The 22856-nt window shown below is 72.5% G+C and carries 20 protein-coding genes; 12 read left to right on the top strand and 8 right to left on the bottom strand.

What is annotated here, in order from left to right:
* Both ACFZCD_RS02140 and ACFZCD_RS02135 read right to left on the bottom strand, forming a co-directional pair.
* Entirely contained in the window at positions 1-1566 is a 1566-nt protein-coding gene (locus ACFZCD_RS02140) for a prenyltransferase/squalene oxidase repeat-containing protein (RefSeq protein WP_391826915.1), read from the bottom strand.
* A gap of 403 nt (positions 1567-1969) precedes the next feature.
* Positions 1970-3097, bottom strand: a complete 1128-nt coding sequence (locus ACFZCD_RS02135; RefSeq protein WP_391826913.1) for an AI-2E family transporter — start codon at positions 3095-3097, stop codon at positions 1970-1972.
* Positions 3098-3459: 362 nt separating this feature from the next.
* On the opposite strand from ACFZCD_RS02135, the gene ACFZCD_RS02130 reads away from it, so the two are divergent.
* From ACFZCD_RS02130 to ACFZCD_RS02100, 7 genes are all read left to right on the top strand, one after another.
* On the top strand, positions 3460-4488 hold the full coding sequence (locus tag ACFZCD_RS02130; protein ID WP_391826911.1) for a PP2C family protein-serine/threonine phosphatase: 1029 nt from the start codon (positions 3460-3462) through the stop codon (positions 4486-4488).
* Between the two features lie 100 nt (positions 4489-4588).
* Positions 4589-5428 carry a LuxR C-terminal-related transcriptional regulator gene (locus tag ACFZCD_RS02125; RefSeq protein ID WP_391826909.1) on the top strand — a complete coding sequence of 280 codons (840 nt, stop codon included), beginning with the start codon at positions 4589-4591 and terminating at the stop codon, positions 5426-5428.
* Between the two features lie 181 nt (positions 5429-5609).
* On the top strand, positions 5610-6848 hold the full coding sequence (locus tag ACFZCD_RS02120) for a family 2 encapsulin nanocompartment cargo protein terpene cyclase (protein WP_391826907.1): 1239 nt from the start codon (positions 5610-5612) through the stop codon (positions 6846-6848).
* A gap of 103 nt (positions 6849-6951) precedes the next feature.
* Positions 6952-7812, top strand: a complete 861-nt coding sequence (locus ACFZCD_RS02115) for a geranyl diphosphate 2-C-methyltransferase (protein WP_391826905.1) — start codon at positions 6952-6954, stop codon at positions 7810-7812.
* 365 nt (positions 7813-8177) lie between these two features.
* Positions 8178-9101, top strand: coding sequence for a DMT family transporter (locus ACFZCD_RS02110; RefSeq protein WP_391826903.1), 924 nt, complete (start codon positions 8178-8180; stop codon positions 9099-9101).
* Between the two features lie 227 nt (positions 9102-9328).
* A complete protein-coding gene (locus ACFZCD_RS02105) occupies positions 9329-10531 on the top strand; it encodes a serine hydrolase domain-containing protein (RefSeq protein ID WP_391826901.1) in 1203 nt (400 codons plus the stop codon).
* A 132-nt stretch (positions 10532-10663) separates the two neighbouring features.
* The gene (locus ACFZCD_RS02100; RefSeq protein ID WP_391826899.1) at positions 10664-11239 is read left to right on the top strand and encodes an HAD family acid phosphatase; all 576 of its coding nucleotides are present in this window, start codon (positions 10664-10666) and stop codon (positions 11237-11239) included.
* Positions 11240-11310: 71 nt separating this feature from the next.
* Here the strand turns inward: ACFZCD_RS02100 and ACFZCD_RS02095 are convergent, their stop codons facing one another.
* A complete protein-coding gene (locus ACFZCD_RS02095) occupies positions 11311-11613 on the bottom strand; it encodes a hypothetical protein (RefSeq protein WP_391826897.1) in 303 nt (100 codons plus the stop codon).
* A gap of 355 nt (positions 11614-11968) precedes the next feature.
* Between ACFZCD_RS02095 and ACFZCD_RS02090 the strand changes: the two genes are divergently transcribed.
* Both ACFZCD_RS02090 and ACFZCD_RS02085 read left to right on the top strand, forming a co-directional pair.
* Entirely contained in the window at positions 11969-12595 is a 627-nt protein-coding gene (locus ACFZCD_RS02090) for a hypothetical protein (protein ID WP_391826895.1), read from the top strand.
* Positions 12596-12600: 5 nt separating this feature from the next.
* The gene (locus ACFZCD_RS02085; RefSeq protein WP_391826893.1) at positions 12601-15522 is read left to right on the top strand and encodes a M48 family metallopeptidase; all 2922 of its coding nucleotides are present in this window, start codon (positions 12601-12603) and stop codon (positions 15520-15522) included.
* Between the two features lie 141 nt (positions 15523-15663).
* Here the strand turns inward: ACFZCD_RS02085 and ACFZCD_RS02080 are convergent, their stop codons facing one another.
* Together ACFZCD_RS02080 and ACFZCD_RS02075 are read right to left on the bottom strand one after the other, a co-directional pair.
* Positions 15664-16113 carry a DUF523 domain-containing protein gene (locus tag ACFZCD_RS02080; protein ID WP_391826891.1) on the bottom strand — a complete coding sequence of 150 codons (450 nt, stop codon included), beginning with the start codon at positions 16111-16113 and terminating at the stop codon, positions 15664-15666.
* A gap of 173 nt (positions 16114-16286) precedes the next feature.
* Positions 16287-17135 (bottom strand): hypothetical protein, encoded by an 849-nt coding sequence (locus tag ACFZCD_RS02075; protein WP_391826889.1) that lies wholly within the window; start codon positions 17133-17135, stop codon positions 16287-16289.
* Between the two features lie 284 nt (positions 17136-17419).
* Between ACFZCD_RS02075 and ACFZCD_RS02070 the strand changes: the two genes are divergently transcribed.
* Positions 17420-18040: an NUDIX domain-containing protein gene (locus ACFZCD_RS02070; protein WP_391826887.1), complete on the top strand. Its 621-nt coding sequence runs from the start codon at positions 17420-17422 to the stop codon at positions 18038-18040.
* Here the strand turns inward: ACFZCD_RS02070 and ACFZCD_RS02065 are convergent.
* Positions 18006-18803, bottom strand: a complete 798-nt coding sequence (locus ACFZCD_RS02065) for a DUF1963 domain-containing protein (protein WP_391826885.1) — start codon at positions 18801-18803, stop codon at positions 18006-18008. The two genes, ACFZCD_RS02070 and ACFZCD_RS02065, sit on opposite strands and share 35 nt — an antisense overlap.
* Before the next feature lie 292 nt (positions 18804-19095).
* Here ACFZCD_RS02065 and ACFZCD_RS02060 point away from each other — a divergent pair, with 292 nt between their 5' ends.
* Both ACFZCD_RS02060 and ACFZCD_RS02055 read left to right on the top strand, forming a co-directional pair.
* On the top strand, positions 19096-19968 hold the full coding sequence (locus ACFZCD_RS02060; RefSeq protein ID WP_391826883.1) for an alpha/beta fold hydrolase: 873 nt from the start codon (positions 19096-19098) through the stop codon (positions 19966-19968).
* A 24-nt stretch (positions 19969-19992) separates the two neighbouring features.
* Positions 19993-20151, top strand: a complete 159-nt coding sequence (locus ACFZCD_RS02055; protein WP_391826881.1) for a hypothetical protein — start codon at positions 19993-19995, stop codon at positions 20149-20151.
* Between the two features lie 100 nt (positions 20152-20251).
* Here ACFZCD_RS02055 and ACFZCD_RS02050 read toward each other — a convergent pair whose 3' ends face one another.
* Together ACFZCD_RS02050 and ACFZCD_RS02045 are read right to left on the bottom strand one after the other, a co-directional pair.
* Positions 20252-21229, bottom strand: a complete 978-nt coding sequence (locus ACFZCD_RS02050; protein WP_391826879.1) for an asparaginase — start codon at positions 21227-21229, stop codon at positions 20252-20254.
* A 101-nt stretch (positions 21230-21330) separates the two neighbouring features.
* Complete coding sequence (locus ACFZCD_RS02045) at positions 21331-22713, bottom strand: hypothetical protein (protein WP_391826877.1); 1383 nt, start codon at positions 22711-22713, stop codon at positions 21331-21333.
* Between the last annotated feature and the right edge of the window lie 143 nt (positions 22714-22856).

Here is a 22856-nt window from a genome sequence, read left to right as displayed (position 1 = left end):
TCAGTTCCCGGCCGGCGCACCGGCGTAGCGCCGGGTCGTGAGGGCCATGAGGGCGTGGATGCCGGCGAGTGACGGGAAGTCGTACGGGATCGGGCGCGGGCCCACCTGGTCGGCCGGCCCGTGGAAGCCGCCGTCCGGCTGCTGGGCTCCGACGAGCCAGCGGATACCTGCCTCCGCCAGGTCGACGTCGTGCATGCGCTGCGCCGCGGCGACGGCGTGGGCGGTGCTGACGGGATCGCTCTCACCACCCGCGCGCTGGGCCCAGCCGCCGTCCGGGTTGCAGGTGTCCCGCAGCCGGGCGGCCGCGTGCCCGAGGGCGTCGCCGATACGTTTCGCCAGACCTTGTGCGACGGAGTGCGGCAAGCATGTCAGCGCGTGCACCGCACGCCCGATGACGCTGGACTCGCTCATCGTCCAGCTCCGGGGCCAGGTGCCGTCGGGAGACTGCTGGTCGAGCAGGAAGACCGCCGCGTCGTGCAGGACCGGGTCGGGCTGCGGGTATCCGGGGGCCAGCGCGATCAGGCCCGCCGCGGTCATCTCCGCCTCGGCCGGCGCCCCCGGCCGGTAGGTCGGCAGCCCCCCGCCGGGGGCGGCGAGGGAACGGAGGAGCCGCTCGGCACGCCCGGTCGGGACGCGGTAACGGGCGGGGTCGAGGGCGCGCAGGAACTGCACGCAGACGGCGATGCTGTCGACGTCGGGCTGCCGGACGCGCGAGGCGTAGGGCCAGCCTCCCTCGGGGTCCTGCCCGGAGGCGATGTAGTCGCCGATGCGCAGGGTCAGGCGGCTCCGGCCGCCGGCCTGGAGGAGGGCGAGGCCGGCCTTGGCGGTGAGGAAGAGGTCGTGGCTCTCCACAAACGGGATCCCGCCGTCCGGGTTCTGCCGCGCCGCCAGTACGGCGATGCCCGGGGAGAGCACGGGCGAGGCCGGTTCCACGGCGTGCACGGCGTGGAGGGCGAGCAGGTGCGCCAGGAGATTGCCCTCCCAGACCTCACGGACGCTGCCCCGGCGCAGGAGTTCCACCAGTTCGGCGGCGTCCCCGGCCGTGGCGGAGGCGGGCAGCCCGGTTCCGTGGCCGTGCAGCACCCGTACGGCGAGGAGGACGAGCCGGGTCCAGGTCGCGGTCTCACCGGGGTCCGGCGGGGCCGGCACGGGCGGGCACCGGTCGTAGGGGAGCAGCCCGCAGACGGCGAACACCGTGGCGAGCAGCGCCTTCTTGCGGGCGCCGGTGAAGTGGTCGAAGCCGCTCAGGTAGGACGCCGCGCGTAACCGGTCCGGCTCCCCGGCCTCTCCCAGCGCCGCGCGGGCGAGCAGCGCCTGCCAGTCCTCCCCCGCCGAGGACCGCCTCAGGTAGCCGGTCACCCGGGTGCGCGCCCCGGCACGCTCCGGGTCCGGGGCCGCCCTGCGCAGCAGGGCCAGGAAGAGCGCCGACTCCAGCGGCCTGCTGCCGCACCGGTCGGTGAAGGCCCCGCGGGCATCGACCCGTGAGGCCAGATACCGCGTCAGCTTGCGGCGGCATTCGCCGGCCACGACCGGCAGCGGCGGATCACGCAGAACACGAGCTGTCACCCTTGCCTCCGTGTGTACGAACGTACCTTCGTGCCCGCGAACAGGAAGGACACCGCTCCGGTGGCACGACACCACGGCCGCCGGGCGGGCCACACAACGACCGGTATGCGGGTACAGCACCCCGCGGACCGGAAGCACCGGAGATCGAACGGCGGAACCCCGGGCCGACCGGCCCCTTGGATTCCCGGCCGAGGCCTTTCACTTCACTCCCGGACAGCGGCGTTGACAAGCTCCCGGGGGGAGGCGCGGGGAGGCCGCGGCGCATATATGACGAATGCGCGGGAGTGTACGGTCGACGACCTCCGGCACGCCCGTTTGGCGCGGGATGCGCGACCCCCGTGAAGTCAGGCTCCTCGTCGTACCGCCGCCGTCGCCTCCGCCGTCGTCACCGTCGCCGTCGTCGTCACACCATGTCGATCCGGGGGAACACGGACTCGTCGAGCACGATGCCCAGGGCGACCGCGACGGGAATGGCGATGAGCGCGCCGACCACGCCGAGCAGGGCGCCGCCGATCACCACGGCGACGACCGTGACGATGGGGTGCACGTCGACGGCGTACCGCATGGCCTTCGGCATGATCAGGTAGTCCTCGGCCAGCCTGAAGCCGATGTAGAAGGCCGCGGTGGCGAGGGCGATGGGGAAGGACACCGACAGCGCGACCAGGCTGACCACCACGCCGCCGATGGTGGAGCCGACCACGGGGACCATGTCCATCAGGCCGACGAAGACGCCGAGCGCGGCCGCGTACGGCACGTCCAGGCCCACGCACCACAGGAACGTCGCCAGGCCGGCGATGGCCGACGTGACCACGTTCCCCAGCATGTACCGACCCACCCGGGCCAGGATGATCTCGGTCAGGTCGATCACGGCCGTCCGGCGGCTGAGCGGTACGAAGCGGTAGGCGAAGCCCTTCAGCTGCTCCATGCCCACCATGAGGTAGACGGTCACGACGACCACCAGCACGGTGCCGTAGACGGCGTCGAGGACGGCGTGTCCGACGCCGAGCAGCCCTCCGAGCACCGCGGAACCGCTGCCCCCGCCGAGTTGCCGGCGGGCCTTGGCGATCAGGTGGAAGCGGTCCTCCAGGCGGCCGAGGGCGGAGTGGTGGTCGTGCAGCTGTTCAAGCCACTTCGGCACGGCGTCGACGAGCGCGGAGATCTCCGCGGAGACGGGCGGAATGACCAGGGCGAGGAATCCCGCCAGCACCGCCAGCATGCCGAGGACCACGACGACCACCGCCCGGCCCCGGCCCAGGCGGCGCCGCGCCAGCCACGCCACCACCGGCTCCAGGCTGACGGCCACGAACAGGGCGAGCAGCAGCAGCGTGAGGACACTGCTGATCCGCAGCAGCGTCTCCAGCACCGTGTAGGCCAGCGTCAGCCCCAGTCCGACGCTGAACCCGGCGGTGAACCAGGAGCGCGACGGCCTGATCCGGATGCCGCGCTCCCCGCGCGGCCACCGCGGGCCGTCCCCGGCACCGCCGGACGCCTCGCTGCCATCTGGGGGACCGTTTCCGGCCAGTACGCACACCCTTCCGCCGCCCCGCGGGCCGGCCCGGACGCCGGACGGGGATTCGGTCTGTGGATACCCCGCGGCCGCGGCGTCCGTACCGTACGACCGGCAAGTCCACCTACTGGGACGAGCGAACGGCAGCCGGCTCCGCCCCCGGCCGTCACGGCGGGAGTCACGGCGAGCGTTATGGCAGGCGTCACGGCGAACCGCAGCGGCGCGCGGCCGCGCACGCGCGCCCCTCCCCCGGACGGCCCAGCGGTCGAGGCCCACACGGGGCGCTATGTCTACTTTGTGTAGATACACTGTGCAGTGTGATCAAGCCTGGCCGGCTGGGGCTCCGTCGTCGTCACGGCCGGTGGCCGCTTACTCCGCTGTCCCCGGTGATCCTCACCGTTGTCATCGCAAGCCTGGCGTACACCACGCCCAGGAGCATGGCCTTCAGCCGTCTCCTGCCCGCCGCGCCCGCCCTCGCCGCCTCCATGTGGCCCGTGCTCCCGACGGTCCTCCTGGGCACGGTCTGCCTGTTCCTCATGATCGGCCTCGGCATCGTCTTCCCCGACCTGGGGACGGGGTACACCGCGGCGGGGATCGTCGCGGTCACCGTCGCCGCCGCGTACGGAAGCCACGTCCGGCTCCAGCGGGAGCGCACGCTCTTCCAGGTCCGGCTCGTCGCCGACGCGGCGCAGCAGGTGGTCCTGAGCCCCATGCCGCGCCGTTTCGGGGGCGTCGAGATCGAATCGCTGTACCTCGCGGCCGCGGCCGAGGCCCGCATCGGTGGCGACTTCTACGAGGTGGCCGACACGCGGTTCGGGCTCCGGCTGGTCATCGGGGACGTCCGGGGCAAGGGACTGCCGGCGGTGGGATCGGCGGCAGCGGTGGTCAACTCCTTCCGCGAGGCGGCCTACGACGAACCGGATCTGCGCAGCATCGCGCGCCGCCTGGAGGCCAGCAGCTCCCGGTACCTCGCCGCGTTCTCCTTCGAGGACCTGATGGAGCGGTTCGTCACCGCCCTCCTCGTCGAGATCCCGCGCGAAGGCGGCCATCTCCGGATCCTCAGCTGCGGCCACCCCCCGCCGCTGCTCCTCGGCGGGGAAGGGCTCCGCGTCCTGGAGCCCTCCGCTCCCTCGCCGCTGCTCAACCTCGCGGAACTGTTCGGCGACTGCTACAGCACCGACACCTTCGACTTCGCCCCCGGTGACCACCTGCTGCTCTACACCGACGGCGTCACCGAGGCCCGCAACCGGGAGGGCGTGTTCTTCCCCCTGGTCGAGTGGATGCAGCGGCAGTCCCCGAAGCGGCCCCGCGAGCTGCTCGACGCGCTGCACCGCGACCTGCTGCGCTACAGCACCGAAGGGCTCGACGACGACATCGCCGCACTCGCCGTGCGCTTGCACACGCCCGGCAAGTGAGGCGGGCAGGACCCGGGGCTACGATCCGGTTCACGAATGCGGTTCGGAATTCCGTTCGGAATGCGGTTCAGAATGCGGTTCAGTGGGGGGAGGGAGTGCCGTGCACGACGTGCTGGACCCGGCCGCCTGGGGCGGGGAGGAGTCCTGGGAGGCGTTACCGCCCGCGCAGTCCGTCGAGAGACTTCTGCGGCGCGATGCCGCCCTGCGGACGGCCCTGCACCGGACGGGTGCGGAGCTGGAGCGGCTCTACCGTTCCGCCGGGCGGGGCGACGCCGGTCACTACGGTGCGCTGGAGGTCGTCGAGGACCCCGAGCGCATCCTGGCGGTCAGCCGGCAGCTCCAGCAGGCCGCGCGCCGTCAGGTCCGGGTCATCGACGTGCCGCCGTACTCGGGGACGTCCGGCCACTACCTCGAACAAGAAGTGCTGCAGCGCGAACGCATGGCCGCCGGCGTCGTGTACCGCACCATCTACCACGGCTCCGCGTTCGAAGACCCCGTCGCGTGGCCCAACATGACACGCATGATCAAGGCCGGGGAACAGGCGCGGAGCCTGGACGATCCGCCGATGAAACTGGCCATCGGCGACGATGACCTGGCCGTGGTCACCCACGCCGCCGGGGACCGCCCCGGGGACCGCCCCGGGGTCGTCTCCCTCCTGATCCGCCCTTCCGGCCTGTTCGAGGCGCTGGCCAACGTCTTCGAGACCCTGTGGAAGCTGGCCGTCCCCGTGTCGGCAGCGGGGATCGGCACGCAGCTCGACGCCCGGGACCGGGAGATCCTCACGCTCATGGCCGCCGGTGCCACCGACGACGCGATCGCCAGGCACCTGGGCGTGGGCCGCCGCACCGTCGTGCGCCGCGTCTCGGCCCTGCTGACCGGACTGGGCGCCACCACCCGCTTCCAGGCTGGGGTCCAGGCGGCGCGGCGCGGCTGGCTCTGACGATCCGCCGATCTGGCCGATCTACCGATCTGCGCTCTTCCGTCGTATCTACGCCGCAGCTCGACCGTATAAACGTACTCAACTACGTACGGATGAACATGGCGCCGTTTCCGCTGTTCTGACGCCCGCGGGCCCACACGCTGCTGGTTGTAGCCCGTATGCGTAGCGAAGGGGACCGCGGATGGCCCAGCTGAACGGCGTTTCTCTGCCCGGTGCGGGCGCACGCAGCGCCTCCCGCCCGGACGGCCCTTCCGGCGGCCCTGCCCCCGCCGTGGGGGACGCGCTGCGCGGTCTCCTCGCCGGGCCCTCGGGGCTGGGCACGTCGGCGGCTCGTCTCTTCCGTACCGCTGCCGCACCGGCGGCGAGCGTCGCGGCGCCGGCCGCCCCCGCCCCTGCGGCCTCCGCCGAGCCGGCCTCCGAGCGGGCCGGGGACGCGGCCTCCGGAAGTGCTCCGGGCGCTTCCGTGCGCGTGCCGCCGCTCTACTGCCCGGACGCCGAGCGCGACGACCCGGCCCTCGGCGAAGAGGTGAACAACCGGCTGGTCGAGTGGGCCGAGGAGACGGGGATCTTCCAGGGCCGTCTCGAACGGCTGCGGTCGCACAACTTCGGGCGGCTGTTCATGCTCGCCCACCCCGACACCGACGACCCGGAGCGCCTCCTGACCGCCGCCCGGTGCGGGCTGGCCGAGTGGGCGGTCGACGACCACTGGGTCGACGAGGGCGAGGACACCTCCCCCGAGCTGATCGGCTCGCGCCTGGCCATGGCCCATGCCGTGGTCGACCCCGTCCGGCTCCCGGGCCGCTACCTGGCGCAGTTCGAGGATCTCGTCCGCAAGGAACCCGTCCTGCGCGCCTTCCGCTCCTGCCTCGACCACCTGGCGCTGATCGCCAGCCCCACGCAGGTGGCGCGGCTGCGCCACGAGCTGGCCGTGATGTTCGTGGGCTACAACCAGGAAGCGGAGTGGCGCAGTTCCGGGCGCCGGCCAGCCGTGTGGGAGTACCTGCTCCACCGGTACGAGAACGCCTTCTACCCGTGCATGGTCCTGATCGACCCGGTCGGCGGCTACGAGCTCCCCGCGGCCGAGTTCGCCGACGCGCGCGTGCGCCGCACCTATCTGTACGCCGGCATGGCGAACGTCCTGCTCAACGACCTGTATTCGATGAGCAAGGAAGATCCCACGGACACCAACCTGCCCAACCTCATCGCCGCCGAGGACAACTGCTCGCTGCAGGAGGCCGTCAACCGTGCGGCGGTCATCCACGACGAGCTGATGCACACGGTGGAGGCCGAGTGCGCCGCCCTGAGCGCGGCCGGCTCCCCCGCCCTGCGGCGCTACCTGACCGGGCTGTGGGCGTGGATGGGCGGCAGCAAGGAGTGGCACGCCACGAGCCCCCGCTACCACGGCGCCACGGCCCCGTGAACGCGCCCCGCCGCGCCGGAGCCTGACCGCGCCGGAAGCTGACCTCGCCCGAGCCCGATCCCTTCGTTTGCCCGGCTTACCCGCTATCGAAAGAGGAGACCCTGTGACGATTCAGGAGACCGCCCCCGCCTCGGTCCTCGCCAGTGCTTACCAGCGATCCGTCGCCGAGTACTGGAACCACGAGAAGAACCCCGTCAACCTCCGCCTCGGGGAGGTTGACGGCATCTACCACCACCACTACGGGATCGGTGACGCCGACTGGTCGGTGCTGGAGGGGCCCGAGGAGACCCGCGACGAGCGGATCACCGCCGAACTGCACCGCCTGGAGTGCGCCCAGGCGGACCTGCTGCTGAACCACCTCGGGCCCATCACCCCCGACGACCGGCTGCTCGACTCCGGATCGGGGCGGGGCGGCGGCAGCCTCGTCGCGAACCAGCGGTTCGGCTGCCACGTCGACGGCGTCTCCATCTCCGAGACGCAGGTGGCGTTCGCCAACGAGCAGGCCGAGAAGCGCGGCGTGGCCGACAAGGTGCGCTTCCACCTCAGGAACATGCTGGACACCGGCTTCGAGACGGGCCGCTTCCGGGCCATCTGGAACAACGAGAGCACCATGTACGTGGACCTCTCCCAGCTGTTCCCCGAGTACGCACGGATGCTGAGGCACGGCGGCCGGTACGTGACCATCACCGGCTGCTACAACGACAGCTACGGCCTGCCGTCCCGGGCTGTCAGCGAGATCAACGCCCACTACATCTGTGACATCCACCCGCGCAGCAGCTACTTCAAGGAGATGGCGAAGAACCGCCTCGTCCCGGCCGCCGTGGTGGACCTCACCGAGGCCACGATCCCCTACTGGGAGCTGCGCGCCCAGTCGCCGCTGGCCACCGGCATCGAGAAGGCCTTCCTGACCGCGTACAAGGACGGCAGCTTCCAGTACCTGCTCATCGCCGCCGACCGGGTCTGACCCGCGGCAGGACACCAGGAACAACCTTGCAAGCCGCAGCCGGGGCCGGCTGCGGCTTGCTGCCGTCCCGCCCTCCGCCGGGCGACCGGCCCCGGGTAGGGTGCCTGTCATGCGTTCGACAGTGCTTGCGCCTCCTGCCGTCTGAGGCGGGCCGCCATGAGTGACCAGCGCGCGTGAGGTCTTGAGGGCCCGCGCGCTGCCCGGTCGTGCCCGCACACAGGAGGCCATGACCATCTGCTCCGTGTGGAGAACGCACTGTGTCACGTTCCGTATCCGAAAAGTCCCTTGAGCCTGCCGGCTCTTCCGCCGCTTCCCTGGAACCGTCGTCAGAGTCGTCGTCAGGATCGTCGTCCAAGCCGTCGTCCGTGGCGCGCGGGCTCGTCTTCCTCGCCGTCGCCGGTGTCACCTGGGGGACGACCGGGGCCGCGGTGGACATCGTCTACCGGTCCAGCGACCTGGGGCCGATGGCGGTTTCCTTCTGGCGCTACGTCAGCGGCCTGGCGCTGCTGCTCGCCGCCCGCGCGCTGCTGCCCTCCCGCACCACGCCCTCTCCCCGCGTACCGCGGCGACCGCTGCGGGGGCAGCGGCTGCTTCTGCTGGGTGGCACGGGGATCGGCCTTGCCGTCTTCCAGACGGCCTATTTCGGGGCCGTTCAGCAGACGGGGCTGGCCGTGGGCACCATCGTCACGCTGGGGGCGGGGCCGGTGTTCACCGCCGTGGGCGGCCGGTTGCTGCTCGACGAGCGGATCGGACGCGGCGGCGTCCTCGCGGTGTGCGGGGCCCTGGCCGGCCTGGCCGTCCTCGTCCTGGGGGACCGGACCGGCTCGGCCGACCCCCTGGGGGCGGGGCTGGCGCTGCTGTCCGCGGCCGGGTACGCGGTGGCCACGCTCCTGGCCCGCTGGACGGGGCGCCGTGGCGGGGGTGAGGACGCCTACAGCCTGACGATGTGGTCCTTCGGCATCGGTGCGGCGGTGCTGCTGCCGCTCGCCGGGGCGGAAGGGCTGCTGCCGCACACCGCCCACCCGGGCCGCGTCCTGTTGCTGATGGCCTACGTCGCCGCCGTCACGACAGCGCTCGCCTACCCGCTGTACTTCGCCGGCGTCGCGGCCGTCCGCGCGGCGACGGCGGCCGTGGTCATGCTGATCGAGCCGGTGAGCGCGGCGATCCTGGCCGTGGCACTGCTCGGTGAACACCTCACGGCCGCGACCGTCGCGGGCACGCTCCTGCTCCTGGCCGCCGTCGCCGGCCTCGCCGTGGCCGAATCCCGTCTCACCCGGCCCAGGAGCTGAGACCGAGGGGGGCGAGGGCCGGTGCGTCGGCGCAATCCCAGCGGTTGTGCATGGCGTACGAGCCGGGCGGCTTGCTCGCCCCCCACCCCGGAGGGACGGACCCGGATCCGGCGCCGGGGTACCCGTAGGGGGCAGGGCTTCCTTGATCATCCCTGTTCATGATCAGGAACAGGGGGCGGAAACCCTACGGTGAAGACACACCAACGCACCACGAGAGGAACCCCCTCATGCGCCGCCGAACCGCAGCCGCCTCCGCCCTCCTTGCCGCGGCCGCCCTCGTGCCCGCCGCGGTCCCGGCCGCCGCCGCGACTACCGCCGCACCGGCCGGTGCGCCCGCCGGCACCCGGGGCGCGGACCAGGACGCCGCTCGCGCGGCCGGCAAGGGCGCCGCGCTGCAGCGGGATCTGGACGGCATTGTCGCCGCAGGCGCGCCCGGCGCGATCGCCGAGGTGCGGGAGGGCGACCGCGTCTGGCGGGTGAGCAGCGGTGCCGCCGACCTCCAGGACGGGCGGCAGGCGAAGCCCGGGGACCGGTTCCGGGCCGGGAGCGTGACCAAGTCCTTCGTCGCCACGGTCGTGCTGCAGCTGGTCGGCGAGGGGCGGATCGGCCTGGACGATCCCATCGGGCGCCACCTGCCCGGCCTCGTCCCCGACGGCGACGACGGCAAGCCCGTCACCGTACGCCAGTTGCTCGGCCACACCAGCGGGCTGCCGAACTACACCGACGTGCTGCGGCGCGGCGACGACCCGATACGCAAGCTCCAGCACTCCCGGTACACCCCGCGCGAGCTGGTCGAACTCGCCCTGAAGGAGCCCCGCCAGTTCAACCCCGGCCAGCCCGGCAAGTGGGCGTACTCCAACACCAACTACGTCGTCCTCGCGATGCTGATCGAGAAGACCACCGGCCGCACGCTCGACCGCGAGATCGACGGCCGCATCGTGCGCCCGCTCCACCTCACCGGGACCTCCGTCCCCACCTCCCCGCGTCTGACGGGCCGGCACCTCAACGGTTACGAGCGGCTGCCCGGCGAGACCGCGCCGGCGGACTTCACGGACTTCAGCCCCACGGCGTTCTGGGGTCCCGGCAACATCGTCTCCACCACCGCCGACCTCAACCGCTTCTACCGTGCTCTCTCCGGCGGCAAGCTGCTGCCGTCCCACCTGTGGGCGGAGATGCAGGCGTTCGGCGCGACGGACCGCGGGCCGGAGCGGTCGTACGGCCTGGGCCTGGAGAGCAGGGCCGCCTACTGCCCCGGCGAGAAGCCGGTGTGGGGCCACACCGGCAGCGTTCCCGGCTACGGCACCTTCAGCTTCACGTCGGCCGATGGCAAGCGGCAGATCACCCTGGCCGTCAATACCAGCCTCACCATGCCGGAGAAGGCCGATGAGGCGGCGGCGAAGGCGTTCGGCACCGCCCTGTGCGCGAAGTAGCCGGTCGCGGCGCCGCACCGGGCGTCACACCGTTCATCCGGGCGACATCTTCCCTTCGCCCGGGCGTCCTTCCGAGCTGCTGATCTTCCGGTCAGCAGGTTGATCACCCAGATCCCCGGAAGGCACAGGCCGATGTCCCTCGGAACGTTCCGCACAGCCGCCCTCGCCACGCTGACGGCAGTCGCGCTGCCCGTCACGCTGCTGACCACGGCCGCCTCGGCCGAGGCCGCCTCCGGAGGGGGCCTGCCCGGCTACCGGATGTGGCAGGCCGACGTGCGGGAAGCCGTCGGCCCCGCGATCCCGTGGCTCCGCGACCGCTCCGCCCGGCACGGCGGGAAGCCGGCCGTCGTCCTGGACATCGACAACACCGCGCTGGAGACGCACTACCACCCGGGACGGGCCAACCAGCCGGTGCTCGAGGTGGCCGAGTGGGCGCACGAGCACCACATGTCGGTCCTGTTCGTCACTGCCCGCACGTCCTCGTCGTCCGCCCGGAAGCAAATGAAGGACGCCGGCTACCCGGTGGACGCCGTGTGCACGCGTGAGCACGGCGAGAGCAAGGACGAGGGCAAGGCGCGCTGCCGGGAAGAGCTCACCGAGGACGGTTACACGATCACCGCCAACATCGGCAACCGGCCGACGGACTTCGAGGGCGGCTACTACGAGAAGGGCTTCAAGCTGCCCGACTACGGCGGCCGGCTCTCCTGAACCCGAGGGTGCCGTGCGGCGACGGCCGCACGGCACCCCGCCCTTCGACGGCGGAAGACGGTGGGAAGCGATCAGCCGGGGAAGCCGGGGAACGCCCCCGCGTCCACGACCTCGCCGTTGAGCCCGCACCACGCGTACGAAGTGCCGCCCGAGCGGGCGCGGTTGCCGAAGCGGATGTACTTGTGGCCGTCGGGCTGATGACAGACGGCGTAACCGGTGAACGAGCTGCCGTAGCACGTGATCGACGCACCGTGGCCCCTGGTGCCCCGCTCGTACCGCCATGTCTCGCAGGAGAGGGCGGAGACGGAGGCGGAGGCGGAAGCGGAGGCCGTGGTGGCGCCGGATGCGGAGGCGGGCGCCGCGAGGCCCACCATTCCTCCACCTGCAAGGGCGAGGGATACGCTGACTGCCGCGACACGGTTGCGGATGTTCATGTGCCCCCCAATCGTTGGTGTGCTCCATGGTGTAACCGCTCACTGCACCACGCGACGCTACTCAGCCGACCGGACACCCGGTAGGCCCGGAAGCGGAATTGGCCGGGAAGCCCCGGGCGCCGGTCCGGCGCCGGCGGCCGCCATGACCGGCTCGCCGTAGCGGCCGCGCGAGTGTTGCCTCAGCGGGTTGCTCCCGTCACGATGGTTGCCCTTCGCAGCACCACACCGTGCAGCCCGCATCGTGCAGCACCACACCATCGTGAAAATTGTGAAAAACGACGGACCGGGGGATCCCATGAGCCCTGAGGCGGCCGAACCCGACAGCGGCGGTGACGCGACGCACGTGGCGGGCGGGACCAGAGTGTCCGACGTGGTCCGCGACGTCGTGGCCCTGGTCGCACCGGAAGAGCTGCTGCTCGTGGACGGGCTGGCCGGGCTCGACGACGAGGCGGCACTGCGCCGGCTGGGGCGCCGGAACGGGCGGCGCGAGCCACTGGGGTTCGGGCTGGGCGAAGTCGCGGCACTGGTGACTCCCGTGGTGTGGCTGGCGCTCGACGAGGCCGCGCGGCGGATCGGGGGCGCCGCCGTGGAAGGCGCGGCCCAGGGGGCGAGGGCCGTCCTGCGCAAGGTCCTCCGCAGGCCGCCCGCCGCCGTGCCCCTCCCGGAGCTGACACGTGATCAGCTCACCGAAGTACACCGGCGGGTGATCGAGACGGCCGTGCAGCGGGGGCTGGGCGAAGAGCGCGCGCTGCTCATCGCCGACGCCGTGGTGGCCAGGCTCGCACTGGCCGCGCCGGAGAGCGGTACGGGCGAACCGGGCGGCCCTGGTGGCCCTGGTGGCCCTGGCGATCCAGGCGGCCCGGATGATCCGACCGGCCCGGACGGCCACGATGGCGGTGGCGCTGCGGCCCGGGCCCGGTGATGGCCGTGGCCGTCCCTGCGGCTCCGCCGCGGGTCGACGAGCGGGCGCTGGGCGCGGGCACGACGGTGCGCTTCGTCCTGCTGCTGGTGCTGCTGCTGGTGAGCAGCGGTTCGATGATGCAGTTCGCCGCCGACCGGCTCTCCGTCAAGCCCGGCTACGCGTGCCTGCTCGCCGCCGGAGGGGACCCCAACGAGGGCGGCGACCATGCCACCGCCGTGCGGGCCGCGCACCACGATGCCTACCAGGCCTGCGTGGACCGCTACGAGCCCGCGGCGCCGTGGTGGCTGAATCTCGTCTGGCCGGTGCTGGTGGTGGCGGTGGCCGTCGTGCTGTTCCGGTGCCTGCCCGCGTGGAAGGCGCGGCGCGGCCGGACCGTCCCGCTGGAGACGATCGACCACGACGGCGGGATCGGGCGCAGGGTGGCGGAACTCGCGGCGGTGGCCGGTCTGACGCGGATCCCGCGCATCGTCGTCGACCCCGCGGCCGCGTCCACCGGTGCGGTGGTGTTCGGCAGCAACCGGCGCCCGACCGTGCGCCTGCACGGCGGTCTGCTCGTCCGCCGGACCACCGATCCCGAGGGCTTCAGGGCGGTGCTCCTGCACGAGTTCGCCCACATCCGCAACGGCGACGTCACGCTCACCTACGCGACCGTCGCCGTGTGGCGGGTGTTCGTCGCCCTGGTGATCCTGCCGTACGTCACGTGGTACCTCGTCGCGCTCCCCGCCGCCGTGCGGTCGCCGTTCTGGCGCGGTGAGGCGCCCTTCGTGACGCGCGGCCTGCTGCTGCCCCTCATCATGATCGTGCTGGTCCACCTCGCCCGGTCGGACGTGCTGCGCAGCCGGGAGCTCTACGCCGATCTGGCCGCGGTGCGCTGGGGCGCGGACCCCCGGGGCTGGGCGGTCGCGGCGGCGGGCCCGGCCGGGGGCACGCTCCGGCGGGTGTGGGGCGCCTTCGCCGAGCTGTGGCGCACCCACCCGCGGTGGGACCTGCGCCGGGAGGCGCTGGACGATCCGGCGGCGCTGTTCGGCGTGCAGGCGCTGCCGATGTTCCTGACCGGGGTCGCGGCCCTGCTGATCGACGCCCAGGCGTGGAGCGGTCCCGGCTCGTCCGGCGCGGGCGGCTACTGGTCCCACCGGGCGGTGGCCGTGGCCGCGGCGGGGCTGGCCACGGGTGTGGCCGGGATCGCGCTGTGGCGGGCCGTGGCCCACGCCGTGCTCACCGGGCGCCGGGTGCCCTCCGGGGTGCGGGCGGGGCTGTGGCTGGGAGCGGGCGCGGCGGCCGGTGAGCTGATCATGAACCGGGCGGCGCTGCTGGTGTGGTTTCCGGCCAACCCGGAGGTCCTGGTGCTGGTCCTGTGCGCCGGGGCGGCGTTCGCCTGGTGGACCGCGCAGAGCGCCCAGTTGTGGGTGAGGGCGTGGCCGGGGCGCACGATCCGGCCCGCCATGCTGCTGGGCCTGGCGGCCGCGGGGCTGGTGCTGTCGTCGTGGTTCGTGTGGTGGCAGGCCCACGGCGTCCTGATGGTGAGCGGGTGGCCGTACGACACCGCCGGGCTGCGCCAGGTGCTGGCGGAGGATTTCGCCGCCTCGCCCTCGGACCATCCGGCCATGCAGACCGCGATCGCCCGCGTGTGGCCGGTGCTGAGCGGCCTGGACCGGCCGCTCGTCCTGTCCGCGGTCGTGGCGCTGTGGGCGCTACCGCTCCTGGCCTGGACGCTCCGCCCAGCCGGCATGCCGCCGCGCTGGGCGCGCGACGCCCTGGGGCTGGCCGCAGGTGAGGCGGCGGCCCCGGGGCGGGAGTTGCCACCGCAGTTGCCACCGCTGCGGCGCTTGCTTCCCGTCGTGCTGCTGGGCGTGCCGGCGTGCTGGGCCGCCGTCGCTGCCGTGATGGCGTACATGCACACGTGGCAGCCGCCGCCCGGGCAGCGCGGGGGCCTCTTCGCCCTGATCGACGAGGTGTGGTCGCTGGTGGCCCTGGTGGCGGTGTCCGCGGCGGCCGCCGTCGCCGCGAGCGTTCCGGCCACCCGCTTCCGGCTGCTCGTCGCGCTGATCGCCGCCGAGACCGTGGCCCTGGGCGGGCTCGCTGGCCGCTTCGTCCTCGCTGCCACGGACGGGTGCTTGCCGTCCCTCAACACGATGGCGACGACCTGCCATTGGCGTCCGGACCCGGCCTGGACGCTCACGCGGATGTTCCTGGGCTACGTCCTCGTGCTCGCCGCGTTCGCCGCCGTCATGGCGGCCGCGGCCGTGTCGGCGGCCGGGAGGGTGCGGCGGTTCCGTGAGGCGAGGAGGGCCGGAGCGAGCCGGGAGGCGGGAGGCGCTCCGGCGCGAGGGCCGGCCTCCGAGCCGCCGCCCGGGCCCGTACGGGGCGGGCTCGCCGGCCGCCGCATCTGCGTCGCGGTGGTGTGTGCCGTGGCGGTGGCGGCGACCGCGGCAGCGGCCCGGGAGCAGGGCTCGCCGGGGCAGCAGGCCACGGCCGACGTGTCGCGCGTGGTGCCGGCCGCCGGTCGCACGGCCGTGTCCGCCCGGATCAAGCAGCTGCAGGTCGACGCCTGGTGGGGGCACGGCGGATGGGAGCTGGCCCAGCGGTTCTCCACCGCCACCGGGCGGCTCAGCGCGAGCCTGATGGATGCCGCCCGCAAAGGACACGGGGACATCGATCCGTCCGTCTTCCGCCCGCTGTGCGACGGCATCGGACGGATCGCCCAGGACGCCGGCCGCTACTTCCCGGTCCCCGACCCCGGCGCCCAGGCGTCCTGGCAGTCGTTCATCACCTGGGCGGACCGAGCCGGCCGCGACTGCCGTCAGGGCCTGGACCAGGAGGAAGGCAAACTCTTCATCGCGTCCATGAACGAATTCAGCCGGGCGGGCGGCGCGGTCGCGGCGGTCGCCTCCCGGATCACCGAAGTGCGGCGCGGCGACGGCCGGTAGGGCGCGGGGTGCGGTCGGGAGGGCCCGCCCGCGCGGGTCCCTCCGGGGCCCTGGTGACACAGCTCGACGGCCAGCGGGGCCACAGCTCAACGGGTTGATCTCGGGCAGCCGGATGCCGCGCCGCTACCCGGGCTGCCGCCGTCACGTCCCGGGCGCGGGCCGTACCGCGATCCCGTGCCGCCTGAGCAGTGCCGCCGTCACCCCGTCGCCCGGCACCAGTTCCCCGGTGAAGGACCCGTCGTACACTGCGCCACTCCCGCACGACGGGCTGCGCGGCATCAACAACGCCTCCGTGCAGCCCGCGTGCTCCGCCGCGGCGAGTGCGCGCCGCGCTCCGTCCATGAACTCCGCTGTCACGTCACGCCCGGTGTCCTCGACGACCCGCGCGGTCCCGTCGAGGACGTCGTGCCCGTCGCCGCCCACGAGTTCCGCGGGCCGCCGTGGGGTCGCGAGTCCGCCCGCTACCTCCGGGCAGAACGACACGACGTCGTGGCCGTCCAGTGCCTCGTCAACCTCCGACGCCGCCTTGTGCCGCCCGTCGAAACGGCACGGCACTCCGCGCAGACATGCGCTGACCAGGATCGTTCCCATCCCGTCAGGCTAGCTGGAGTTCCTGGACCCGCCTTCGGCGGGGCGCGAGCGCGACAGGTTAGGTGACCGCTGAGCGTCCGGCACAGCAGTCCGGAGGCTCTGCGCGGCCTCGAACCGCCACCGGGCGGGTGCGCCGGACCGGCGACGGTTCCACCCCTTCCCCCGCCCCTGCGCTAATGCATGATTGTCCGCGGCAGGTGGGACGACGTGCTGACGCACGTGTAAATCTGCAGGGCGAAGCCGCGCCCGACCGTCACGACGGTGGGTGTTTTGGTGGGGCACGGATCTCCGTCCACGTCCTCGACCGGACACCAGCTGCGGCTCCTTCCGTCCCACTCGGCGCTGTCGACGGTCAGCAGCGCGTCCACGGGGCCGCCGCATTCGCCGCACTGGAGCTCTTTGGAGCCTGCCGGCTTGCGGTAGGTGAAGTGTGCAGGCCAGCCGCCCAGCTTCCAGCCGGGAGCGACGGACAGGTCTCCCTCGTAATCGACCTGCTGGTAGGCAGCCGGGCGCTCCTTCGTCCAGGCGTCCAGGCGATGTGCCTGCTCCTCCGTGAGAAGGTGCACCGGCGGGAACTCCCGTACCTGTTCCGGATGCAGCACACAGGGCGTCGGTACGTGGTCACTCATGTCGACATAGGCGGGCTCGGGCGGCGCGGCCAGCACCTCCCGCACCTCCGAGGACAAACGCCACCGCAGTTGCACGGCGCCGGAGCACCCTTCGATCTCGTCGAACGGGGTCCACAACACTTGAAGCATGTCCGTCCCCTCAGGGCACGGAAGGCCGGGGACGTCCCGGGCGTAGAGCTGCACGAGCGGAATCAGCGGCAGCGGCCCCTCCGGCAGGAGCTCCGGCGCGTACCCGGCTCTGATCCGGTTGACGTCTTCCGTCTCCTGCTCGGTCAGCAGGTCCTCACCGGGGCTCCTCGGCCGTGACTCCGCTTGTCTGAACGTCTCCCGCAGCGTGCGGATGTCCGCCGGCGTGGTCAACGGCCCGAGGAGCCCGAGCACCGGCTCGTACATCGGCCAGGGCTCCCCCACCGGCCACAGCAGCGGCCCGCCCACCGAACTGTCATGGACAGTGGGCGCACCGCGCCGTGGATGCAGGCGAGTGGCTGTCCTGGCCAGGCCGGCCAGCTCCGGAAGCTGCGTGGCCACGTCCAGCGGGCGCGGCGGCGTCGTACGTGTCAACGTTCCCCTCACAAAGGCAGGCTCCGGTATCCAAACACAGGTTGACCAGCGGGAAGGCCCGATGTGTGTCCTGGCACCGATGCCGGGCGGCGGGGTCCGGACCGGGCGTGCGGGAAATGCTGCTGCACACCTCTTGGAGCGACCAGTGGCAGCCGCCTGGTGGCGGCCACGACGAAGGCGAGGACCTGTGGCAGACGGCTGTACGCGAGACCTACGAGGAAACCGGCCGAGCACGGCCGAGGTGGAGCTCTCCGACGAACACGATGCCTGGCGCATGCTCACCGTCGAGGAGTGGACACCGCTGGTGCATCCGGAACGGGCCCGGCAAGTCGGGGCAAGACCCGTCTGCGCCTGGACATCCACAGCGAGCCCGGTGGCCTCGAAGAGCTGGTGGTCCGGTTGGAAGGCCTGGGGGCGACACCGCATCCGCGAGATCAACAAGAGGCCTGCGGGGCACTGGTGGCTCATGCAGGATCCGCAAGGCAACGTGTTCCGCGCGGCGCAGGCCGGGCCGTGCCTGTCCCCTGCGTCGCCGTGCTACGACGCCCGAGACATCGGAGCCGGGTGGGCGGCAGTACGGTCCGGAAGCCGGCAACAGCTGCGCTACCGACCGAAGGCACCTTGGCGCTGCGGCGCTGCGGCGAGGGCTCACCGGGGCGGAGCACTCGCCACAGCAGGTGGCGCCTCCGGTCGACTACGGGCTCAGCAGCAGCGCCCGTGCGCCTCGGCCTTGCTGAAGTCCCCCGCCGCGAATGCCTTCGCGGGGATCGTGAAGTACATCGTTCCGGCGTCGCCCCAGCCCCATCCGAGGTCCTCGTCCTCCGCGAGCTGGAGCAGATGGACGGCGGGGCCGTCGGCGTCACGGCAGGAGACCCCGGACCCGTAGGAGGTGTCGGGCCAGCCGAAGGCGCAGTGGCTGCCGGCGGTGTTCCCGTCGAGGTCGCTCATCTTGCTGAGGATGAGCGACGGCGCGCCCCAGTGCTCGTCCGTGTCGAACTCGATGTCACCGTCGTGGACGTCCCAGCAGTCCGGGAGCATGATCGCCTCAGCCGCGTGGACGGGTCGGGCCGGATAGCTCCGCGCCGGCTCGGGGGCGACTGCCTCGATGGCCCGGGCGGCATCTGCGGGAAGCACACGGCAGGCCTCGGGCCTCGACGCGTCGAGCTTGCGGTATTCGTCGTACGGCACGTCCGGATCGAGGTAGAAGAAGTTGAGCAGGCCCGGCCGCGTCGGCAGTTCGTCGCCGAGCCGGGCGGCGAGGGCATCGGTGTCGAGTACGGCGTGCAGGGACAGTGGGACGCCGTCGAGTTCGGGCCAAGGGGTGCCCGGTTCGAGCAGGGCGGTGCCACCGAGCCGGGACCGACCGGCGGCCGGGGCGTCATCCGTCGGTTGGGTCAGCCGGAAGCCGAGGCGGGCCATCGCCGCGAACTGCCGGCCGGCCTTCTCGCCGAGCCGTTCTGCGCACACTCGGTGCATGCCGGCGGGATCATCGAATTGCATGCCGGGATCTTCGCACCACGAGTCCCACGCCAGCCGAAACGCTTGGGGTTCGTGGCGGGCCGCCTGAACGACCGTGGGCTCTCCGGGCGGATCACCGGCATCGCCCTGGCACTGCTCGCCGCCTCGTGGCTGCCCTTGACCTTCACCCGCAGCTCACCCCCACCCAAACAACTAGAGCGATCGCTCTAGATCATGCTAGGTTTTGGATAGAACGATCGTTACAGACGGTCGGCAGGCAAGGCCGCCGAGCACCACATCATCTCCTCCGGAACGCCAACAAGGAGCAACGAACATGGACTTCAAGCGCATCACCGCCAACGGGATCGACTTCGCGTACACCGAAGAGGGCGAGGGGCCACTGGCCCTGCTGCTGCACGGTTTTCCGGAGGCGCCGCACATGTGGCGGCACCTGATGCCCCGTCTTGCCGACGCGGGCTACCGGGCCGTGGCACCCGCGCTGCGCGGCTTCGCCCCCACGCAGGTACCGCCGTCCGGCAGCATGCGCATCGCCGACCTGATCGACGACGCCAACGCCCTGCACGAAGCGCTGGGCGGCGATGAGAACGCGGTCCTCATAGGCCACGACTGGGGTGGCTTCGTGGCATGGGGCGCGGCAGCGCACGCGCCCGAGCGTTGGTCGAAGGCCGTGGTGTCCGCCGTCCCACCGGTGCGGTTCTACGACCGCAAGGCCACGGACCCGGTGCAGATCCATAAGAACAGCCACTTCTACTTCTTCCAGATGGCCATCGCCGACCAGATCGTTCCGGTCGACGACTTCGCCTACCTGGACTGGCTGTGGCAGCACTGGAGCGGCTCCGTCCCCGGCTTCGACTCCACCGAGGACCGCAGGGCGGGCAAGGACGCCCTGCGCGAGAGCGCCAACCTGCGCTCGGGCCTGGGGCTCTACCGGGACAACTTCCACCCCGCCACCTTCGGCACCGACCAGTGGGAAATGGGCAAGGTCCTGGCCGGTCTGCCCACCCAGCCGACCTTCTACGTACACGGCAGCGAAGACCCGGTCGTCGACGCGGAGACCTTGGCCGACATCATCGCCGTCCTCCCCGAGGGCTCCGACGGCATCCTCCTGGAGGGCGTCGGGCACTTCCCCCTCCTGGAGGCGCCGGAGGAGGTGAACGCCCGCATCCTGAAGTTCCTTACGGCGTGACCGCGTTGGTGACGTGGCCGTGCGGTGGTCGAGGCCAACGCGGCGTGGGCCAGCGGTCTCTGCACCGCTTCTCCGAGCCGGGCCCTCGACGTGATCCTGCGCGCCGCCGGACCGGCGGACGACGTCGCCCTCCGCGACCGGCCGTTCATCCGTACGCCTTCGCGGGCCTCGGTGCCGGGGTGATCCGTGTCAAGTCGTACGTGTGCGAGGGACACGACGAGTGCTTCTACGTTCTCGAGGGCGGGCTGACGCCCCGCACCGGGGACGGCACAGATGCGCGCGGCTAGCCGTGTTCGGCGAACGCCGCGGCGACCTCGTCGTGGCCGGCTCCCGCCGCCAGCAGCAGCCGCAGCAGGACTCTGGCCTTGTACGGGTCGAGCAGCCCGCCGTTGATCAGGCCGCGCCTTTGCAGGTCGGTCTCCGAGCCGGGTGCGCTGTAGGTGTGCCGCAGCACCGGACCGCTGCCCGTGCGGGAGGTCAGCACGACGGGGATGCGCTCGGCCAGCGCGCCCAGCACGGGCGCGAGGGAAGCGGGGACGTGCCCGGCCCCGAAACCCGCGACCACCAGCCCCTGGTGCGTCTCGTCCAGCCCCGCGAGCCGGTCGCCGTCGTCGTCGAGCGTGACGCAGTGCAGGGCGACACGGGCGGCGTCGAGCCGGGCCGGGACGGCGCCGGACGGCAGGACGGTGCGGCGCGGCGGCGGGGCCAGCACCCGCACCTCGCCCTCGATGACACGACCCGCCGGGCCGGCATTCGGCGACACGAAGGCCGCCGTGCTCGTGCTGTGGGACTTGCGGACCCAGCGCGCCGCGTGCACCTCGTCGTTGATGACGACCAGTGCGCCGAGCCCGCGCGCCGCGCGCGAGGCGGCGACGCGCGCGGCCGCGAGCACGTTGGCCGGTCCGTCGGCCCCGGCCATGCCCGGCTGCCGCATCGCGCCCGTCAGGACGAACGGCGCCTCGTGCGGCCACACGAGATCGGCCAGGAAGGCGGTCTCCTCCAGCGTGTCGGTGCCCTGCGTGACGACGACACCGGCAGCGCCCTCCGCGACGGCGTGGGAGGCGGCCTCGACCACGCCGAGCACCTGCGCGAAGGTCAGGCTGCCGCTCGGCACGGCGTGGACGTCCCGTACGTCCAGCGGCATGCCGAGCCCGTCGAGCCCGGGCACGGCAGCGGTGATCTCGGCACCGGTCAGCCGTGCTCCCCCGGCGCGGCCCGACACCGATATCGTGCCTCCGAGCGCGAACAGCGCGATACTCACGTTTCCCCCTGACGTCTGACGTCCTCGCCGTACAGGGCGTCAGGTTACGCGCCACGAGCCCCGCGCTGCCCTGCCGTGTGCGGTTCCGGCTCCCGGTCAGGTCACCGCACGCGGCGCAGGAACACGTCGTCCGCCTTGTTCGTATCACCGGGGACGAGGTTGTCTGCCGCGCTGGTGAAGACGGCCGTGCGGCCCGACCGGTCGACGGCGACCCCGCTCGAATCGCCGTCGGCGGGGGTCCCGTCGTCCGCGACGTCGAGCCGTTGCACGGCGCCGGTCAGCAGGTCCCGCGCGTAGACGGCCGTACGGCTGCGGCTTCCGGTGCTTCCGCCGGTTCCACTCGTTCCCCCGCTTCCGCCGCTCCCTCCGCTCCCTCCGGGGATCAGGTTGGGGGCAGTGGAAGTGAAGAACACCTTCCGGTTGTCGGCGCTCATGACGGGCCCGCGGGAGTCGCCCTGGGCCTCGGACCCGTCGTGGGCGAGGCTCAGGCGCCGGGTGACACCGGTCTTCAGGTCCCGGGCGTAGATGTCGGTGGTCTGCGTGGTCTTGCCCGGTACGACGCCGGGGCTGCGGGTCGAGAAGAGCGCGTAGTGCCCGTCCGGGCTGAAGCCGATGTCGGACGCGCCCGAGTTGCTGCCGTCGCGGTCCCGGGAGGCGAGTTCGGTCCGGCCGGTGCGCAGGTCGTGGACGTAGAAGGTGTTCAGCCGGGGACGGGCCAGCCCCGGACCGGAGTCACCGATGCCGGGCTCCCCCTCCCCCAGGCCGCCCAGGGACAGGAACCCGACCTTGCTGCCGTCGGCGCTGATGACCGGCAGCGCCGAGCGGGTGCCGGCCTGGCTGCCGTCCGAGCGGACGCTCACCCGCTTCGTGGTGCCCTTCCAGCGGTCCCGTACGTACACCGCCACCGGGTCCTTGCTCGGGCCGGGCACGAGATCGGTGCGGAAGGAGGTGAAGGCGACGTACCGGCCGTCGGCACTGACGGACGGCTCGAACGACGTGCCCGCTTGATGCTGCTTGTTCTCCAGGAGGAGTTCCGTCCGCCCCGTCCTGCGGTCGCGGACGAAGAGGTCGGTTTCCCCGGGGGTCTTGTCCGGCGACAGGTTGCCGGCCCGCGAGTCGAAGACGGCGTACCGTCCGTCGGCGCTCAGCGCGATGTCGAAGGACGAGTCGTCGGCCGGCGTGCCGTCGCTCGCCACGTTCGCCTGCTCGACGGCGCCGGTCCGTAAGTCCTTGATGAAGAGGCCGAGGCCGCCGCCGACCCTGGGTGTCAGATTGGTGGCCATGGATCTGAAGGTCGCGTACCGGCCGTCGGCGCTGATGCCGGCGGTGTACGAGTCGCTGTTGCCCTGCGTGCCGTCGGCGGCCACGCTCACCCGTTCCGTACGCGGCCGCTGGTGCCCGGCGCCGGTCGCCACCGGCGCGGTGACGGCTGCGCAGGTGCCCAGCGCAGCGACCAGCATGGCGGCCCGTGCGAGACAGCGCATGGTTCCCTCCTGGGAGGATCACGAAACCGAACGCGAAAAGGTCAGGGGAAGCCAAGCCGCTTTGACCGCGCCCGGTCAACGGGGAGGTGCGGCCTCCGTCCCGGATACGGCAGTTGACGCGCTTGCGGCGTCGTGGGGCGGGG

Origin of the sequence: Streptomyces sp. NPDC008001, from assembly GCF_042958085.1 — a bacterium.
GTDB lineage: Bacteria > Actinomycetota > Actinomycetes > Streptomycetales > Streptomycetaceae > Streptomyces.
This window is presented reverse-complemented; position numbering and strand designations above follow the sequence as displayed.

Coding starts and splice junctions, on each gene's coding strand:
- ACFZCD_RS02065 (WP_391826885.1), bottom strand. CDS start 18,803: ATGCAATTCGATGATCCCGCCGGCATGCACCGAGTGTGCGCAGAACGG.
- ACFZCD_RS02045 (WP_391826877.1), bottom strand. CDS start 22,713: ATGCGCTGTCTCGCACGGGCCGCCATGCTGGTCGCTGCGCTGGGCACC.
- ACFZCD_RS02060 (WP_391826883.1), top strand. CDS start 19,096: ATGGACTTCAAGCGCATCACCGCCAACGGGATCGACTTCGCGTACACC.
- ACFZCD_RS02120 (WP_391826907.1), top strand. CDS start 5,610: ATGGCCCAGCTGAACGGCGTTTCTCTGCCCGGTGCGGGCGCACGCAGC.
- ACFZCD_RS02075 (WP_391826889.1), bottom strand. CDS start 17,135: ATGTACGAGCCGGTGCTCGGGCTCCTCGGGCCGTTGACCACGCCGGCG.
- ACFZCD_RS02090 (WP_391826895.1), top strand. CDS start 11,969: ATGAGCCCTGAGGCGGCCGAACCCGACAGCGGCGGTGACGCGACGCAC.
- ACFZCD_RS02100 (WP_391826899.1), top strand. CDS start 10,664: ATGTCCCTCGGAACGTTCCGCACAGCCGCCCTCGCCACGCTGACGGCA.
- ACFZCD_RS02070 (WP_391826887.1), top strand. CDS start 17,420: ATGCTGCTGCACACCTCTTGGAGCGACCAGTGGCAGCCGCCTGGTGGC.
- ACFZCD_RS02105 (WP_391826901.1), top strand. CDS start 9,329: ATGCGCCGCCGAACCGCAGCCGCCTCCGCCCTCCTTGCCGCGGCCGCC.
- ACFZCD_RS02095 (WP_391826897.1), bottom strand. CDS start 11,613: ATGGTGGGCCTCGCGGCGCCCGCCTCCGCATCCGGCGCCACCACGGCC.
- ACFZCD_RS02080 (WP_391826891.1), bottom strand. CDS start 16,113: ATGGGAACGATCCTGGTCAGCGCATGTCTGCGCGGAGTGCCGTGCCGT.